This is a genomic window from Streptomyces sp. OR43, assembly GCF_008042275.1.
Classification (GTDB): domain Bacteria; phylum Actinomycetota; class Actinomycetes; order Streptomycetales; family Streptomycetaceae; genus Streptomyces.
This window is the reverse complement of record NZ_RDBK01000001.1, coordinates 347,971-364,126: the sequence shown is the minus strand read 5'-3', so window position 1 is coordinate 364,126 and position 16,156 is coordinate 347,971. Positions and strand designations below refer to the sequence as shown.

At 71.2% G+C, this 16,156-nt stretch carries 9 protein-coding genes; 4 read left to right on the top strand and 5 right to left on the bottom strand.

Features of this window, described 5'->3' with window-relative positions; genetic code table 11:
* Nucleotides 1-69: 69 nt before the first annotated feature.
* Entirely contained in the window at nt 70-1,248 is a 1,179-nt protein-coding gene (locus EAO72_RS01650) for a serine/threonine-protein kinase (protein ID WP_222724060.1), read from the top strand.
* A gap of 7 nt (nt 1,249-1,255) precedes the next feature.
* Here EAO72_RS01650 and EAO72_RS01645 read toward each other — a convergent pair whose 3' ends face one another.
* Nucleotides 1,256-2,248 (bottom strand): aldo/keto reductase, encoded by a 993-nt coding sequence (locus EAO72_RS01645; protein ID WP_148015364.1) that lies wholly within the window; start codon nt 2,246-2,248, stop codon nt 1,256-1,258.
* A gap of 90 nt (nt 2,249-2,338) precedes the next feature.
* Nucleotides 2,339-3,253: an aldo/keto reductase gene (locus EAO72_RS01640; RefSeq protein WP_148015363.1), complete on the bottom strand. Its 915-nt coding sequence runs from the start codon at nt 3,251-3,253 to the stop codon at nt 2,339-2,341.
* Nucleotides 3,254-3,696: 443 nt separating this feature from the next.
* On the opposite strand from EAO72_RS01640, the gene EAO72_RS01635 reads away from it, so the two are divergent.
* Nucleotides 3,697-7,179: a M28 family peptidase gene (locus tag EAO72_RS01635; protein WP_148015530.1), complete on the top strand. Its 3,483-nt coding sequence runs from the start codon at nt 3,697-3,699 to the stop codon at nt 7,177-7,179.
* Between the two features lie 57 nt (nt 7,180-7,236).
* Here EAO72_RS01635 and EAO72_RS01630 read toward each other — a convergent pair whose 3' ends face one another.
* The gene (locus EAO72_RS01630; RefSeq protein ID WP_148015362.1) at nt 7,237-8,664 is read right to left on the bottom strand and encodes a helix-turn-helix domain-containing protein; all 1,428 of its coding nucleotides are present in this window, start codon (nt 8,662-8,664) and stop codon (nt 7,237-7,239) included.
* Nucleotides 8,665-9,141: 477 nt separating this feature from the next.
* Here EAO72_RS01630 and EAO72_RS01625 point away from each other — a divergent pair, with 477 nt between their 5' ends.
* A complete protein-coding gene (locus EAO72_RS01625) occupies nt 9,142-11,319 on the top strand; it encodes a discoidin domain-containing protein (protein WP_148015361.1) in 2,178 nt (725 codons plus the stop codon).
* 67 nt (nt 11,320-11,386) lie between these two features.
* On the opposite strand, the gene EAO72_RS01620 is transcribed toward EAO72_RS01625, so the two are convergent.
* On the bottom strand, nt 11,387-13,984 hold the full coding sequence (locus EAO72_RS01620) for a SpoIIE family protein phosphatase (protein ID WP_187284904.1): 2,598 nt from the start codon (nt 13,982-13,984) through the stop codon (nt 11,387-11,389).
* A 653-nt stretch (nt 13,985-14,637) separates the two neighbouring features.
* On the opposite strand from EAO72_RS01620, the gene EAO72_RS01615 reads away from it, so the two are divergent.
* A complete protein-coding gene (locus tag EAO72_RS01615) occupies nt 14,638-15,981 on the top strand; it encodes a geranylgeranyl reductase family protein (RefSeq protein ID WP_261991268.1) in 1,344 nt (447 codons plus the stop codon).
* 30 nt (nt 15,982-16,011) lie between these two features.
* Here EAO72_RS01615 and EAO72_RS42440 read toward each other — a convergent pair.
* Nucleotides 16,012-16,156: DUF6059 family protein (locus EAO72_RS42440; RefSeq protein WP_315986282.1), on the bottom strand; the 145-nt coding region annotated here is incomplete at its 5' end.

The following is a 16,156-nucleotide window of genomic DNA, read 5'->3' as shown; positions in this document are numbered from 1 at the left end:
CGGCAGCCGGAGCGGTCCTCGGCCCGAGCTGTTCGAGACACGCGAGCTATTCGAGATAGGTGTGCACAGGTGCTGGTTGCTGGGCGGTACCGATTGATATCCGCCATCGGCCGTGGCGGAATGGGTGAGGTCTGGCGGGCCACGGACGAGGTCCTCGGCCGGTCCGTCGCCGTGAAGCTGCTGCTCGGTGAACACGCCGACGAGTCGGCGACCGCGCGGTTCCGGCTGGAGGCCCAGACCGCCGCCCGGCTGAGCCATCCGCATCTGGTGGCCGTCTTCGACTTCGGGTCCTGGGAGGACCGGCTCTTCCTGGTGATGGAACTCGTCGAGGGCAGGAGCCTCTCCGACCTGCTCCTGTCGCAGGAGCGGCTGGGGCCGGAACAGGTCGCCCGGATCGCCGGCCAGGCGGCCGCCGGGCTGGCGGCGGCCCACCGGCAGGGAATCGTCCACCGGGATATCAAGCCGGGGAACCTGATGCTGGACGCGGAAGGCTCTGTCAAGATCGGCGACTTCGGCATCGCCCAGTTCGTCGACGACCCCTCGGCCGCTCTCACCACGACGGGGCATATCGTCGGCACGAGCCTCTACCTCGCTCCGGAACGGGCCCTCGGCCGGACCGCCGGTGCCGCCTCGGACATGTACTCCCTCGGCTGTGTCATCTACCAACTGCTGCTCGGCCAGCCGCCGTTCCGCTCGGACACTCCGACCGCGACCCTGTACCAGCACGTGGACACGCCTCCTGTGCCGCTGCGACAGCGCGGCGTGGACATGTCCGCGGCCTTCGACTCGTACCTGCTGGGCCTGCTCGCGAAGCAGCCTGAGGACCGGCCCACCGCGCAGCAGGTCGCCGACTGGTTCCAAAGCGAGGCCTGGCGGGGGCGGCCGGAACCGCTGCCGCGGCACCGGCCCGCGCCTCCGCGAGCTCCGGCCGCCGTCCACGCGCCGACGCCCTCGCCGGTCGCTCAGCGCCCGGCTGCGGACCCCGGCGCTCCGACGACGTACCGGCTGCCCCAGGCGCACGGCCGTGGACGGCGGGCGGCGGCCCGGCCCCGGAACAGCCGGCGGCGCAGCACCCGCGAAGCCATCAGACGCCGGCCCAGAGTGGCCAGCGCCATCGCGGGAACGGTGGCCTTCCTCGCCGCCGTCTACCTGGGGATGAGCCTGTTCTCCCCCGATTCCAGCTCGGCCACCACCCCGGAGGACGGCACCACGCAGAGCGGGCCGCCCTCCCCCGGGCCCGGCCGCTGATACCGCGTCACCAGCGGTCGTGGACCGCCGCGCGGATCCTGCGGTCGTACAGGTCGCGCACCGCGTCGAGCGTGTTCTGCGGCAGCGGCTCCAGCGCCGCCGCGGCCGCGTTGGCGCGGGTCTGCTCCACCGAACGGGCTCCGGGGATGACGCTGGTGACACCGCGCTGCTGGATGATCCAGCGCAGCGCCGTCTGCGCGGGCGTCGCCCCGTCGGGAGCGAGTCCGGCGAACTCGGCCGCCGCCGCCAGCCCGGTGCCGTACTCGATCCCGGAGAAGGTCTCGCCCTGGTCGAACGCCTCCCCGTGCCGGTTGTACGCGCGGTGGTCCTCGGGTGCGAAGACGGTGTCCGCGGTGTACTTCCCGGACAGCAGACCGGAGGCGAGCGGCACGCGGGCGATGATGCCGACGCCGGCCGCGCGCGCGGCCGGCAGGACCTCGTCCAGCGGCTTGAGACGGAACGGGTTGAGGATGATCTGCACGCTCGCGACACCGGGGCGGGCGATGGCCGTCAGCGCCTCGGCACAGGTTTCGACGCTCACCCCGTATGCGGCGATCCGCTGCTCGGCCACGAGCGTGTCCAGGGCGTCATAGACCTCGTCCGAGGAGTAGACCGCCGTGGGCGGGCAGTGCAACTGCACGAGGTCGAGGGTGTCGACCCCGAGGTTGGCCCGTGAGCGGTCGTTCCAGGCACGGAAGTTGTCCAGGACGTAGTTCTCCGGCACCTGGTCGGCGCGACGGCCCATCTTGGTCGCGACCAGGACGCCCGCGTCGGGGCGCTCCTTCAGATAGCGGCCGATGAGCTGTTCGCTGCGTCCGTCCCCGTACACGTCCGCGGTGTCGAAGAAAGTGACGCCCGCCCCGACGGCGGCGTCGAGGACGTCGAAGGCATCGGCTTCGCGCACCTCGCCCCAGTCCCCGCCGAGCTGCCATGTGCCCTGTCCTACGACCGATACGTTCCGCCCGGTCCTGCCCAGTTCTCGCTGTTCCATGGCGATCATGCTACGTCCGCCGGGTGGCCGGTCCGGGGCTCCGCCGCAGCGGCCGCAGGCTCCGGGGCGGGACGCCTCGCTCCCCGCCCCGGTCGGCGGTCAGCCGGCTTCCTGCCCCAGGGCGGTGAGCCGGCCGGCCTCCGCGTCGGTGAGCCGCAGGGCGCCCGCCGCCACGTTGGCCTCCAGATGAGCGGGGTTGCCCGTGCCCGGGATCGCCAGGACGTGCGGGCCCCTGCGCAGCGTCCAGGCGAGCCTGACCTGGGCGGGGGACGCGTCGTGGGCCCGGGCGATGTCGAGCAGCACCTCGTGCTCGGCGGTGAGGTCCGCACCCGCCTCGCGGCCTCCGGCGGCGATCGCGTAGAACGGCACGAATGCGATGCCGAGTTCGCCGCAGGTTCGCAGGATGTCCTCGGAGTCCGCCCGCCGTTCGCCGATGCCGTACCTGTTCTGCACACAGACGACGGGCGCGATGGCCCGGGCCTCGGCGATCTGGTCCGGGCCGACGTTGGAGAGGCCCAGATGACGGATGAGTCCCTCCTTGCGCAGTTCGGCCAGCGCACCGAACTGTTCGCCGACCGGGCCGGGCCCGTTCGCCCTCAGGTTCACCACGTCGAGGTGGTCGCGGCCCAGCTGGCGGATGTTCTCCTGGACCTGTCCGCGCAGTTGCCCGGGGCGCGCCCAGTTCAGCCAGTCGCCCGAGGGGCCGCGTCCCGGGCCGACCTTGGTCGTGATGACCAGGTCGTCGCCGTACGGAGCCAGTGCCCGGTTGATCAGCTCGTTGGCGGAGCGCAGGGGCGAGAAGTAGAAGGCCGCGGTGTCGATGTGGTTCACGCCGAGCTCAACGGCACGGCGGAGCACGGAAATCGCCCGGTCCCGGTCGTGCGGGCCGCGTTCGTCACTGAACGCGGCACCGTTCTGCGTCAGGCGCATGGCGCCGAAGCCGATCCGGTTGACGGTCAGATCGCCGAGCCGCCATGTGCCGGCAGCCGCTGCGTCGGGGGTTTCCGAGGTCAAGAGTGATGCCTTCCATGAAACGGTGAGCTGATAGGGCACATAACGGCACGTCAGAAAGATTGCCTGATTCAATGATTCGTGGTAAGTTTGCGCCAACGCGTCTGTCGCCAACGCTACTTGCTGCGTGTGCAGGATAGATCCACGCCATCATCCTGTCCAGCCCCCTTCCGGGCCCGGCACCGCTCGACATCCCTCCCGGCTCCTTCGCCCTCACCGCTCCCTGTGAGCCGTCTGTGCGATCGCACCATGCCGACTTGACCAGACTTGCCAAGCCTTCTCCGCGCACCCGTAGTTCGTTGACGGGGTCATGCCCACGTGTGAGTGTTCGGTCGCCCGATCACGGACACCACCTGGGCGGAAGGCCCGTGCCGACGGGTCCGCCCACGCCGCTGCCCGTGACCGAGGTCCCCACGAACCGAGGAGCCTCGATGAAACGCAGACCGATGACGGCCGGGACAACCCTGGCCGTCCTCGCCGGAATGCTGGTCGCCACGAGCAGCCAGTCAGCTTCTGCAGAACCGTCTCCGCCGCCTGCCCCGACCGCGCTATCGGCCGCCGTGTCGGCCGCCGACCGGGCGGCGGCCAGTGGTCTCGACGCCCTGGCCAAGGGGCCCGAAGAGCGGTACGAGCGGCAGATGGTGACCCCCTGGGTCAACGGGCTCTACTCCATCGCCTACGAACGCACCTACCGCGGCCTGCCGGTCGTCGGCGGCGACGCCGTCGTGGTGGCCGACTCCAAGGGACGCGTCCGCGGATCCCAGTCGGCGGTCTCCCGGCGCATCAACGTGCCGGTCACCGCGACCGTCTCCGCCAAGGCCGCCGAGGCCACGTCACGCGGGGAACTGCGCACGGTGGAACGGGTCGACAGCCACCGGCTGGTCGTCCGGGCCACGGGCACCAAGTCCCGGCTGGCCTGGGAGACCGTGCTCACCGGCCGGACCGCGAAGGCGCCGAGCCGGCTGCACGTCTTCGTCGACGCGGGCACCGGCAAGGTGCTCGACAGCTACGACGACGTCAAGGCCGGGACCGGCAACAGCCAGTGGAACGGCCCGTCCCCCCTTTCCATCAACACCACTTCCTCGGGCGGCAGTTACTCGCTCCGCGACCCGGCCCGCCCCGGGCTGAGCTGCGCCGACTACAGCACCGGGAGCGTCTTCACCAAGTCGAGCGACTCCTGGGGAACCGGCAGCGCCTCCAGCAAGGAGACCGGCTGCGTCGACGTCATGTGGGCGGCCCAGCACGAGTGGGACATGCTGCGCGACTGGCTCGGACGCAACGGCCATGACGGGAACGGCCGCAGCTGGCCGGTCAAGGTCGGGCTCAACGACGTGAACGCGTACTGGGACGGCTCCACCGTCTCCATCGGCCACAACAACGCCAACCAGTGGATCGCGGCCATGGACGTCGTGGGCCACGAGTTCGGCCACGGCATCGACCAGTACACCCCCGGCGGCGCCAACAACGAGTCCGGTCTCGGTGAGGCCACCGGCGACATCATGGGCGCGCTGACCGAGGCGTACACCAACGAGCCGGCACCGTACGACGACCCGGACTACACCGTCGGCGAGAAGATCAACCTGGTGGGCAACGGGCCGATCCGGATCATGTACAACCCCGGGCAGATCGGCGACCCGAACTGCTACAGCTCCTCCATACCCAGCACCGAGGAGCACGCGGCGGCCGGCCCCCTGAACCACTGGTTCTATTTGCTGGCCGAGGGCTCGAACCCCGGTGGCGGCAAGCCCTCCAGCCCCACCTGCAACAACTCCTCGGTCACCGGCGTGGGCATCCAGAGCGCCGGCAAGGTCTTCTACGGCGGCATGCTGCTCAAGACCAGCGGCATGACGTACAAGCGCTACCGCACCGCCACGCTGACCTCGGCCAAGAATCTCGACGCCACCTGTGTGCTGTTCAACCGGGCGAAGGCGGCCTGGGACGCGGTGAGCGTCCCCGCCCAGAGCGGCGATCCGACCTGTGCCCCGAGCGGCAACAACGACTTCTCCCTGTCGCTCGACCCGGCCTCCGGCTCGGTGAAGCAGGGCAGCTCGGTGACGGCCACGGTCAGGACTACCGTGTCATCCGGCAGCGCGCAGACGGTGAACCTGTCGGCGACCGGTCAGCCGAGCGGCGTGACCGTCTCCTTCAGCCCGCCCTCGGTGCAGTCCGGCGCGACCTCGGCCATGACCGTGTCGACCACGTCGGCCGCCGCGCCCGGTACGTACACCCTCACCGTGAAGGGTGCGGGCACCCAGGAGCACACCGCGCAGTACACCCTGACCATCGGTGACGGCGGGAACCCGGGCGGCACGGCCCCCGACATCAGTGTCGCCAACGTGCAGACGCATCTGACCCAGTTCAACACCATCGCCTCGCAGAACGGCGGCAACCGCCGGGCCGGCAGCAGCGGATACACCGCCTCGCTCGCCTATGTGAAGGGCAAGCTCCAGGCGGCCGGCTACACCGTCAGCGAGCAGACCTGCACCACCTGCACCTACCGCGGGAACAACCTGATCGCGGACTGGCCGGGCGGACCGGCCGACCGGACCGTGATGTTCGGTGCCCATCTCGACGGCGTGGCCGCCGGTCCCGGAATCAATGACAACGGCTCCGGTTCCGCCACGCTGCTGGAGAACGCGCTCGCCCTGGCGCAGCAGAACCCGACGATGACCAAGCATGTCCGCTTCGCCTGGTGGAACGGCGAGGAGCAGGGCCTGGAAGGCTCCGAGTACTACGTCGGCCAGCTCTCCGCCGCCCAGCGGTCGGCCATCTCCGCCTACTACAACTTCGACATGGTCGCCTCCACCAACGGCGGCTACTTCATCAACAACCTGAACTCCGCCGCATCGGCCCCGATGAAGGAGTACTGGACCTCGCTGGGCCTGGCCCCGGAGGAGAACGTCGAGGGCCAGGGCCGCTCCGACGACTACTCGTTCCAGCAGGGCGGCATCGCCACCTCGGGCTACGCGACCGGTGCCAGTGCCACCAAGTCGTCCGCCCAGGCGACCAAGTGGGGCGGCACCGCCGGCCGTTCGTACGATCCGTGCTACCACCAGTCGTGCGACACGACGGCGAACATCAACGCGACCGCGCTCAACCGCAGCGCGGACGGGATCGCCTACACGGTGTGGAAGACGGCCGTCGGCACCACCGCGCCGGCCGACGACTTCTCCGTCTCGGTGAACCCGGTGTCCGGCAGTGTCCAGCCGGGCGCCTCCGTCACCGCGACCGTGTCCACGGCCACCACAGGCGGCTCCGCGCAGAGCGTGCGGCTCACCGCCTCCGGTGCGCCGAGCGGGGTCACCGTCTCGTTCGCCCCGTCCTCCGTGCAGTCGGGCTCCTCGTCCACGATGACCGTCTCCGCCGGGGCTCAGGTCACCGCGGGCACGTACACCCTCACCGTGACCGGGACGGGCACCGCCACCCACACCACCACGTACTCGCTGGTCGTCGGGGGCGGCGGAACCTGCCAGGCACGGCAGGTCGTCGCCAACGGCGGCTTCGAGAACGGCACCACGCCGTGGACCCAGACGGACGGGATCATCAACAACCGGACCTCCGAGAAGCCCGCGCACAGCGGTGCGTACCAGGCGTGGTTCGGCGGCTGGGGCAGCACCCACAGCGACACGGCCACACAGTCGGTCACCGTTCCGACGGGCTGCTCGACCTACCGGCTGTCGTTCTACCTGAGCACCGACACGGACGAGTCGGCGGGTGATCCGACCGCGTACGACACGTTCACCGTGAAACTGGGATCCCGGACACTGGCGACGTACTCGAATCTCGATGCGAGCAGCGGCTATGTCCAGCAGTCCTTCGACGTCGGCTCCGCCGCGGGGCAGACGGTGACGCTGGGGTTCACCAGTAAGGAGGACGCCTACCTCCAGACCAGCTTCGTCCTGGACGACGTGGCCCTGGACGTGAGCTGATCCACCGCCGGGGGAACCGGGGGCGGGGCGTGATCCACACGCCCCGCCTTCGGCGTGTCAGCGGACCGCCGCCGCCAGCCTCCTGACGAAGTCGTCGGTCTCCGGGCGGCGCCCCGGGGCCGCCAGCCTCGCGTGGAGGCCGCGCAGTTCCTGGCCGAGCAGCGTCGCCGGATTGATCTCGGTGGTGTCCAGGACCGGGCCCGCCACGGACTGCGCCGCCGCCGGGTCGCCGGCGCACGCATGGGCGTCGGCCATCCGGGCCAGGAACAGCATCCGCGCCGAATGCATACCGGGCGGCAGCAGCCCGAGCGCGGTGCCGGCCGCCCCGATCGCGCGGAGCGCGAACCGGCGGTCACCGGTGGCCGCGGCGAGATCGCGCAGCGCGCCGGCCGCACCCGACTCCACCCGCAGACGCACGGAGGCGACCGAGAGCCAGGGCGCCTCCGTCTCGTCGTGCTCGCCGGCGCGGTCCATCTGTGACCAGGCCCGGTCGATGTGCCGCAGTGTCCGGGCGGCGTCGCCGCGGACGGCGTGTCCGCGCGCCTGGTACAGGTCGCTCATGGCACCCGCCCAGTGCCGGCCCGCGGCGGCCTCGCCGATCGCCCCGCCGTAGGCGAGCGCCGACGGGCCGTCACCCTCCAGCCGGGCCAGGGTGCTCATGTCGCTGAGCGCAGCGACCTGGGTTCCGACGCGTCCGGCGATGGCGGCCCACTGCAGTGAGCGGTCGAGCCAGGCCATCGCGGTCCCGTTGCGGCCCCACAGCAGTCGCAGACAGCCCGCCGACTGCGCGTACTCGGCTGCCAGTGGGGCCAGTTGGGCCTGGTACGAAGCGGCGGGAAGCGCCATCCAGCGGAGCATGGCGTGCAGCGTGCCCTCGACCACGGCGGTCGCCCCGGGCCAGGCCCGTTCCTCGTCGGCGCGCAGACAGACCGCGAGCAGGGCGGTGAGCGCGTGCACGGTATCGTGGTCCAGGGCGGGGCGTGACCGCGCGTCGGGGCCCAGCGCGCAGAAGGCCGCGTGCAGTTCGATGACGTCCGCGAGGACGGGGACCGCGCAGCCGTCGCGGCCGTGCAGCGGGCAGACGAGTCCGTAGGCGGGCAGGCTCGCGGGCAGGACGGTACCCGGCGGAAGCATCGAGCGCAGTGCACCACCGGCGGGCTCCCCGGGCAAGGGGCCGCTGCGTACGGGCGTCGGCGCGCCGGGCAGGCCTCCCGCACGCTCCTGCTCCTCGGCCGCCTCGCAGGAGGACACCAACTCGCCCTCAGCCGATAGCAGTTCATCCAGCTTTCGGGCCAGCGGCAATGGCGTCCGCCGACTGCCGTGCTCCAGTTTGCTGATGGCGGTGTGGTCGTACCCGACCCGGGCACCCACCTGGGCCTGGGTGAACCCGGCCCGTCTGCGCCACTGGCGTAACCGGGCTCCGAACGACCGCCACGCCTCCGCGGTACGGGCGTCCGCCGGAACAGGACCCATCGCCTCGTTCACCCGGAACCCCGTCGCGCCTGGTCAGCGGCGCCACGCGTGCCACGCTCACGGCTCATGACCCGGAGGATAGCGAGCAGCCGGGTCCACTGTCCCCCAGGCGTCGGCAAGATGTCCGGTAACAGGCGCGGCGGTTGCCGGTACACGCCACTCACGGCCCGTTCCTCCGGACCCCCTGCCACCGTCAGGCCATGCGAGCAACACCGAGAAGCCCCGCCCTCATTGAGCCTTCCCGCAACATCATCACCTGAATCAACGACCCGTCAGGAGAGTAGCCGGGACAGCGCCAAGGAGTAGGCAATCGGGGCAATCAGGAGGTAACCGTCGTCAATTCTTGTTCTCAACAGCGCCTGGAGAAGGACGTGTTGCACACCTATTGACGTGTGGGGACGCAAGGGAGAAGTATCCCCATCGGCCGGAGAGAGCGCTCTCCGGCTTCGTGTCGTGCACCCGCTACCGCGACTCAGGAGACAAGCCCCCATGTACACACCCCCCTTGTTCCGCAGACCCGCGCCCGCGGCCGGAAGAAGACGCACCGGCGTGCTGACCGCTGTCGCCGGTCTCGTCGTCTCGCTGCTGGCGTTCGTGCCGTCCACCTCCGCCAGTGCGGCGCCCTCGCTTCTCTCGCAGGGCAGGACGGTGACCACCTCCAGCCAGGAGAACGGCGGCACCCCCGCCACCGCCGCCGTCGACGGCGACAACGGCACCCGCTGGTCCAGCGCGTTCTCCGATCCCCAGTGGATCAAGGTCGACCTGGGCTCCACCGCCTCCGTCAGCCAGATCGCCCTGAAGTGGGAGAACGCCTACGCCAAGAGCTACCGGATCGAGTTCTCCACGGACGACAGCACCTGGAGCACCGCCTACTCGACCACCACGAGCCCCGGCGGCACCGAGACGCTCAACGTCTCCGGCAACGCCCGCTACGTCCGGCTGACCGGCACCACCAGGGCCACCCAGTACGGGTACTCGCTCTGGGAGTTCCAGGTGTTCGGCACCACCGGCGGCGGCCCCCAGATCCCGGGCGGCGGCGACCTCGGCCCGAACGTCCTGGTCTTCGACCCGTCGACGCCGAACATCCAGGCCAAGGTCGACGAGGTCTTCAAGCAGCAGGAGTCGGCGCAGTTCGGCACCGGCCGCTACGCGCTGATGTTCAAGCCGGGCACGTACAACAACATCAATGCCCAGATCGGCTTCTACACCCAGATCGCCGGTCTCGGGCTCAAACCGGACGACACCACGTTCAACGGTGATGTGACCGTCGACGCGGGCTGGTTCAACGGCAACGCCACCCAGAACTTCTGGCGCTCGGCGGAGAACCTCGCGCTCAACCCGGTGAGCGGCACCGACCGTTGGGCCGTCTCCCAGGCCGCGCCCTTCCGCCGCATGCACGTCAAGGGCGGACTGAACCTCGCGCCGAACGGCTACGGCTGGGCGAGCGGCGGGTACATCGCCGACAGCAAGATCGACGGCCAGGTCGGCCCGTACTCGCAGCAGCAGTGGTACACCCGCGACAGCTCGATCGGCAGCTGGGGCAACGGCGTCTGGAACATGACGTTCTCCGGCGTCGAGGGCGCACCCGCCCAGAGCTTCCCGAACCCCCCGTACACCACCCTGGAGAACACCCCCGTCTCCCGGGAGAAGCCGTTCCTCTACCTCGACGGCAACGACTACAAGGTCTTCGTCCCCGCCAAGCGCACCAACGCGCGCGGCGTCTCGTGGAACGGCACGCCGCAGGGCGAGTCCATCCCGCTGAGCCAGTTCTACGTGGTCAAGCCGGGGGCCTCCGCCGCCACGATCAACGCGGCGGTGCAGCAGGGTCTGCACCTGCTGTTCACGCCCGGGATCTACCACGTCGACCGGACGATCGACATCGACCGCGCCAACACGGTCGTGCTGGGGCTCGGTCTGGCCACGATCATCCCGGACAACGGGGTCACGGCCATCAAGGTCGGTGACGTGGACGGTGTGAAGCTCGCCGGACTGCTCGTCGACGCCGGTCCGCAGAACTCCCAGGTGCTCGTCCAGGTCGGCCCCGACGGTGCCTCCGCCGACCACGCGGCCAACCCCACGACCGTCCAGGACGTGTTCGTCCGGGTCGGCGGCGCGGGGGCCGGCAAGGCCACGACCGGCATGGTCATCAACAACGACGACACGATCATCGACCACACCTGGCTGTGGCGCGCGGACCACGGCGACGGGGTCGGCTGGGAGACCAACCGGGCCGACTACGGCCTCCAGGTCAACGGCGACGACGTCCTCGCGACCGGTCTGTTCGTGGAGCACTTCAACAAGTACGACGTCCGCTGGTCCGGCGAGAGGGGGAAGACGGTCTTCTTCCAGAACGAGAAGGCGTACGACGCCCCGAACCAGGCCGCCATCCAGAACGGTGCCACCAAGGGGTACGCGGCCTACAAGGTCGACGACTCCGTCACCACCCACGAAGGCTGGGGCCTGGGCAGCTACTGCTACTTCAACGTCGACCCCACCATCCGCCAGGACCACGGATTCCAGGCACCGGTGAAGCCCGGCGTGAAGTTCCACGACCTGCTCGTCGTCTCCCTCGGCGGCCAGGGCCAGTACGAACACGTCATCAACAACACCGGATCACCCACCTCCGGCACCTCGACCGTTCCCTCCAACGTGGTGTCCTTCCCCTGACGCCACGCGTGAGGTGATCCGGCCGATCGGCGGGGCCCGGCAGTCGCTGCCGGGCCCCGTCGGCCTTCTACCCCTCTCCGGGCGGCGGCCCGTCGAGCGTCTGCTCGGACCAGATGACCTTGCCGCGCTCGGTGTAGCGGGTGCCCCAGCGCTCGGCGAACTGGGCGACGAGGAACAGCCCACGGCCGCCCTCGTCCGTCGTCGCGGCATAGCGCAGGTGCGGGGAGGTGCTACTGCAGTCCGACACCTCGCAGATCAGCGCCCGGTCGTACAGCAGCCGGACGCTGATCGGCTCGGAGCCGTAGCGGATGGCGTTGGTGACGAGTTCGCTCAGGATCAGTTCGGTGACGAACCCCTCCTCGTCCAGGCCCCGGTCCGTGAGCCAGCGGGTGGCTTCCCTGCGCACACCGGCGACGGCCGCGGGGTCCGGGTCCACCTGCCACTGGACGCGGCGGGCCGGGTCCAGGATGCGGGTGCGCGCCACCAGCAGGGCCACGTCGTCGCCCGGGCGGCTGGGCAGCAGCGCCTCCAGCACGTCGTCGCAGGTCTCCTCCGGTGTGCGTTCGCGGCCGGCCAGAGCGCTCCGCAGCTGTTCCAGGCCGTCGTCGATGTCCCGGTCGCGACGCTCGATCAGTCCGTCCGTGTACAGCACCAGACGGCTGCCCTCGGGCACCTCCAGCTCGGTCGCCTCGAAGGGCATGCCGCCGATGCCGAGCGGCAGACCGGCCGGGATCTCGGGGAACTCCACGGTGCCGTCGGGCAGGACGAGCGCGGGCCCGGGGTGGCCGGCCCGGGCCACCGAGCAGCGCCCGGAGACCGCGTCGTAGATCGCGTACAGACAGGTGGCCCCGGTGATCCCCCCGCCGCCGGCCTCCTCGTCCTGGTCCATCCGGCCGACGAGTTCGTCGAGGTGGCCGAGGAGTTCGTCCGGCGGCAGGTCCAGCGTGGAGAAGTTGTGCACCGTGGTGCGCAGCCGGCCCATGGTGGCCGCGGCGTGCAGGCCGTGCCCGACGACGTCGCCGACGACGAGGGCGACCCGGGCGCCGGACAGCGGGATCACGTCGAACCAGTCCCCGCCCACTCCCGCCTGCGCCGGCAGGTAGCGGTAGGCGACGTCCAGGGCGTTCTGTTCCGGAAGGCCGCTCGGGAGCAGACTGCGCTGCAGGGTCACGGCCATCTCGTGCTCGCGGGTGTAGCGGCGGGCGTTGTCGACGCTGACCGCCGCGCGGGCCACCAGTTCCTCGGCGAAGGACAGGTCCTCGGTGTCGAAAGGGGCCTCGTTCTGCGCGCGCCAGAAGTTGGCCATGCCGAGGATGACCCCGCGCGCGTGCAGGGGCACGGAGAGCAGCGAGTGGAATCCGTACTCCAGGATCCGTGCCGCCTGGTCGGGGTCGGGCAGGCGCCACTGCTGGGAGGCGGCGAGATCGGGCACGACCCAGGTGTGGCCGCTGCTGCTGCCGATGCCTTCGGCGCTGGTCGGCACGAAGCCGATCACGCGGCCCAGCGGGTAGAGGGGGTGGTCGGGCCCGACACCGCTCACGGCGGTGCGCCGCATGTCCATCACGTTCCCGGAGGGCGGTTCCGGTTCTTCTCCGCGCAGTACGGAGTCGGCGAGGTCGACCGTCGCGCAGTCGGCGAATCCGGGCGCGGCGACCTCCGCCAGTTCGCGCGCGGTCGTGGTGACGTCGAGGGTCGTCCCGATGCGGGCTCCCGCACGGTACAGAAGCAGCAGGCGTTCGCGTACGGTCTGCGCCCGGCCGGTGACGGCCTGCAGTTCCGTGGTGTCCCGCAGGGTGGCGACCGTGCCGGGCTGTCCGCCGCGTTCGCCCGTGGGGCGGAGGTTGACGGCCAGCAGCCGGTTCCCCGCGGGCCGCAGTTCGTCCGTGGCCGTCCGGCCGGAGGCCAGCAGCTCCGCGGTGCGGGGGTCCAGCCCCAGGTCCGTCACGGAGCGGCCCTCGGCGTCGGCGGGAAGCCCCAGGAGACGGCGGGCCTCGTCGTTGGCCAGGGCCAGCCGGCCGTCGGCGGTGAGGATGAGGACGCCTTCACGGACGGCGTGGAGCACCGCGTCGTGGTGTTCGTACATCCGGGTCATCTCGGCGGGTCCCAGGCCGCGCGTCTGCCGGCCCAGGCGCCGGCTGACCAGGCCCGCGCCACCGGCGGTGAGAGCGAGGGCGACCACCGCGGCGCCGAGAGCGAGCGGGAGGCTCGGATAGGCGAGTCGGTTGATGGTGTCGACCTTGATGCCCACGGACACCAGGCCCGCGGACGTGCCGTCGCGCCGTTCCACGGGCACCACCGAGTTGACCGCGAGGCCCCGGCTGGCGGTGACGGTACGCGTGAAGGCGTCGCCCTCCAGCGCCTCCTTGTACGGGCCGAGGATGCGCTTGCCGATCAGTGCGATGTCGGGGTGGGTGTAGCGGATGCCGTTGGTCCCGGCCACGACGACGTACTCGACGCCCGTGCTGCGCCGGATCTCCTCGGCGCGGGGCTGCAGTACGGCCGTGGGGTCCCTGCTGTCGAGGGCGGCCGCGACTCCGGGCGCGTGGGCGAAGGTCTCCGCGACGCTCAGCGACCGGGTCCGCGCCTCCTTCATGCTGTCCCGTCTGCCCTGCACCACCAGGGCGACGACGGCCGCCACGACGAGCAGCGTCACGATTCCCAGCATGAGGACGAACACCTGGCCGGCCACCGTGTGGACGCTGAAGAGGGTGCGCAGCCTGCGGAGCGGTGCGGGCCGGCGGGTGCCCGGGCCGGACGGCGTGGGCTCGTCACCGCCCGGGCGTCCGTCATCGTGTCGATGCGGCTGCCGGGCGGAGTGGCGAAACCGCGTGCCGAACCGACCTGTACCACCCACATCTTCAGGTGTAACACGATTCGCCGGGGCCGCCCGCCGGGCCCGGGCGTCGTGGATGACCGCTGGACGTGTGAACGGCACACCGTCAGGGCATAGGACGGATTACCGACAGGAGGTGGTGTCAGTGGGCCGCATCAGGATCGTCCGACGTCCCCAGCTTCCCTCCCGGCCGCCGCCGCTCGATCTGCGCACGCCGTCCGGACGCCCGCTGCCGTACTGACTCCTTCGCCTTCTCCCCCACTCATCCGTCACTCCTCCGGGGCCGCACGCCGTGCGGCCCCGGGGCGCGTTCCGGAGCGGTCCGCCGGAGGCCGGGCACTGCGTGAACGGGCGGCCGCGGTCCCGCAGGCGCGCGCGGGGGCGTCGACCGCCCTGCCGCGCGGCGGCGCGACCCGGCAGGATGTCGGTGTACGAGGGCCGCCGTCCGCGGGCGGTGGTGCCGGCCGTCCCAGGAAAGGGTTCCCATGCGGGAAGCGCACGCAGACCAGTCCGCTCCTTCCGCTCTGTCCGCCGCGGACGGAGCCGTGGCCTCCAGCCGGTCCGAGGAGGCACAGGTGATCGTGGTGGGTGCGGGACCGGCCGGGTCGTCCGCCGCCTTCCACCTCGCGAGAGCGGGCGTCGACGTGCTGCTGCTGGAGAAGTCCGTGTTCCCGCGGGAGAAGGTGTGCGGGGACGGCCTGACCCCGCGCGCGGTGCACCAGCTCATCCGCATGGGCGTCGACATCAAGGCCCCCGGCTGGACCCGGTCCCGCGGGATGCGCTGGGTGGCCGGCGAACGGCAGGTTCGGATCGACTGGCCGGCGCTGGGCGGCTATCCGGATTTCGGTCTCACGCGCAGCCGACACGACTTCGACGACATCCTGGCCCGTCACGCGGTGGCGGCCGGGGCCCGGCTGCGTACCGGTGTGAAGGTGACGGATCCCGTGACCGACCGGGCCGGCCGCGTCACCGGGGTCACGGCGGTGTCCGGTGCGGGAGATCCGGTGGTGCACCGGGCCCCGGTCGTCATCGCCGCGGACGGTGCCTCGGCACGGCTCGCGCTCGCGATGGGACTGCAGCGGGACACGAAGCGGCAGATCGCCACGGCGGCCCGCCGCTACTACCGGAGTCCCGGGCGTTCCCGCGAGGAGTACCTGGAGCTCTGGGCCGACCTCCGGTATCCGCGGAGCGACCGCTATCTGCCCGGCTACGGCTGGATCTTCCCGATGGGCGACGGCCGCGTCAACGTGGGTCTCGGCGCCATCCCCCACCGCCGCCACGGCAAGGCCGACCTCCGGGCCACCCTGGACCGGTGGCTGGCCCGGACCCCCGAGGCATGGGGGCTGTGCGAGGAGAACGCGGAGGGGCCGGTCCGCAGCGCCGCCCTGCCGCTGGGCTTCAACCGTCATCCGCTGTACACCAGGGGCCTTCTCCTCGTCGGCGACTCGGGCGGCATGATCAGCCCCTGGAACGGTGAGGGCATCGGCCAGGCGCTGGAGGCCGGGGAGGTCGCGGCCGAGACCGCGGCACTCGCGCTGGCGCTGCCGGCGGGCCCCCGGCGGGAGAGGGCGCTGCACCACTATCCGGTGGAGATGAACCGCCGCTGGGGCAGCTACTACCGGCTCGGCAACACGGCCGCCGACCTGGTCTTCAGCCGGTCGGGTTTCCAGCCCGTGCTCAACCGTTACGTGATGGGCTCGCCGTTCCTCCTCAACACGCTGGCCCGGCTGCTCACCAACCTCACGGACAAGCCCTCGCGCGATGTGATCGATCATGTCCTGAACACCGCGGTGCGCCTTGTCCCCGCTCCGCACGCCCGCCGGCACTGACCGGTTCCGTAGCCTCGCCGGCTCGGACCGTCAGCGTTCGTACGGGTCCGGGCCGGGGGCCCCGAGCAGCTGTCGCCCCCATGTCATCTCCGCCTCGCTGAGCGGGACTTCGGGGCACAGTCGTTCGGGGTGGCCGGGGGGTGGCCCGGCGGGGGCCTCGTCGGTGGTCCCGTGC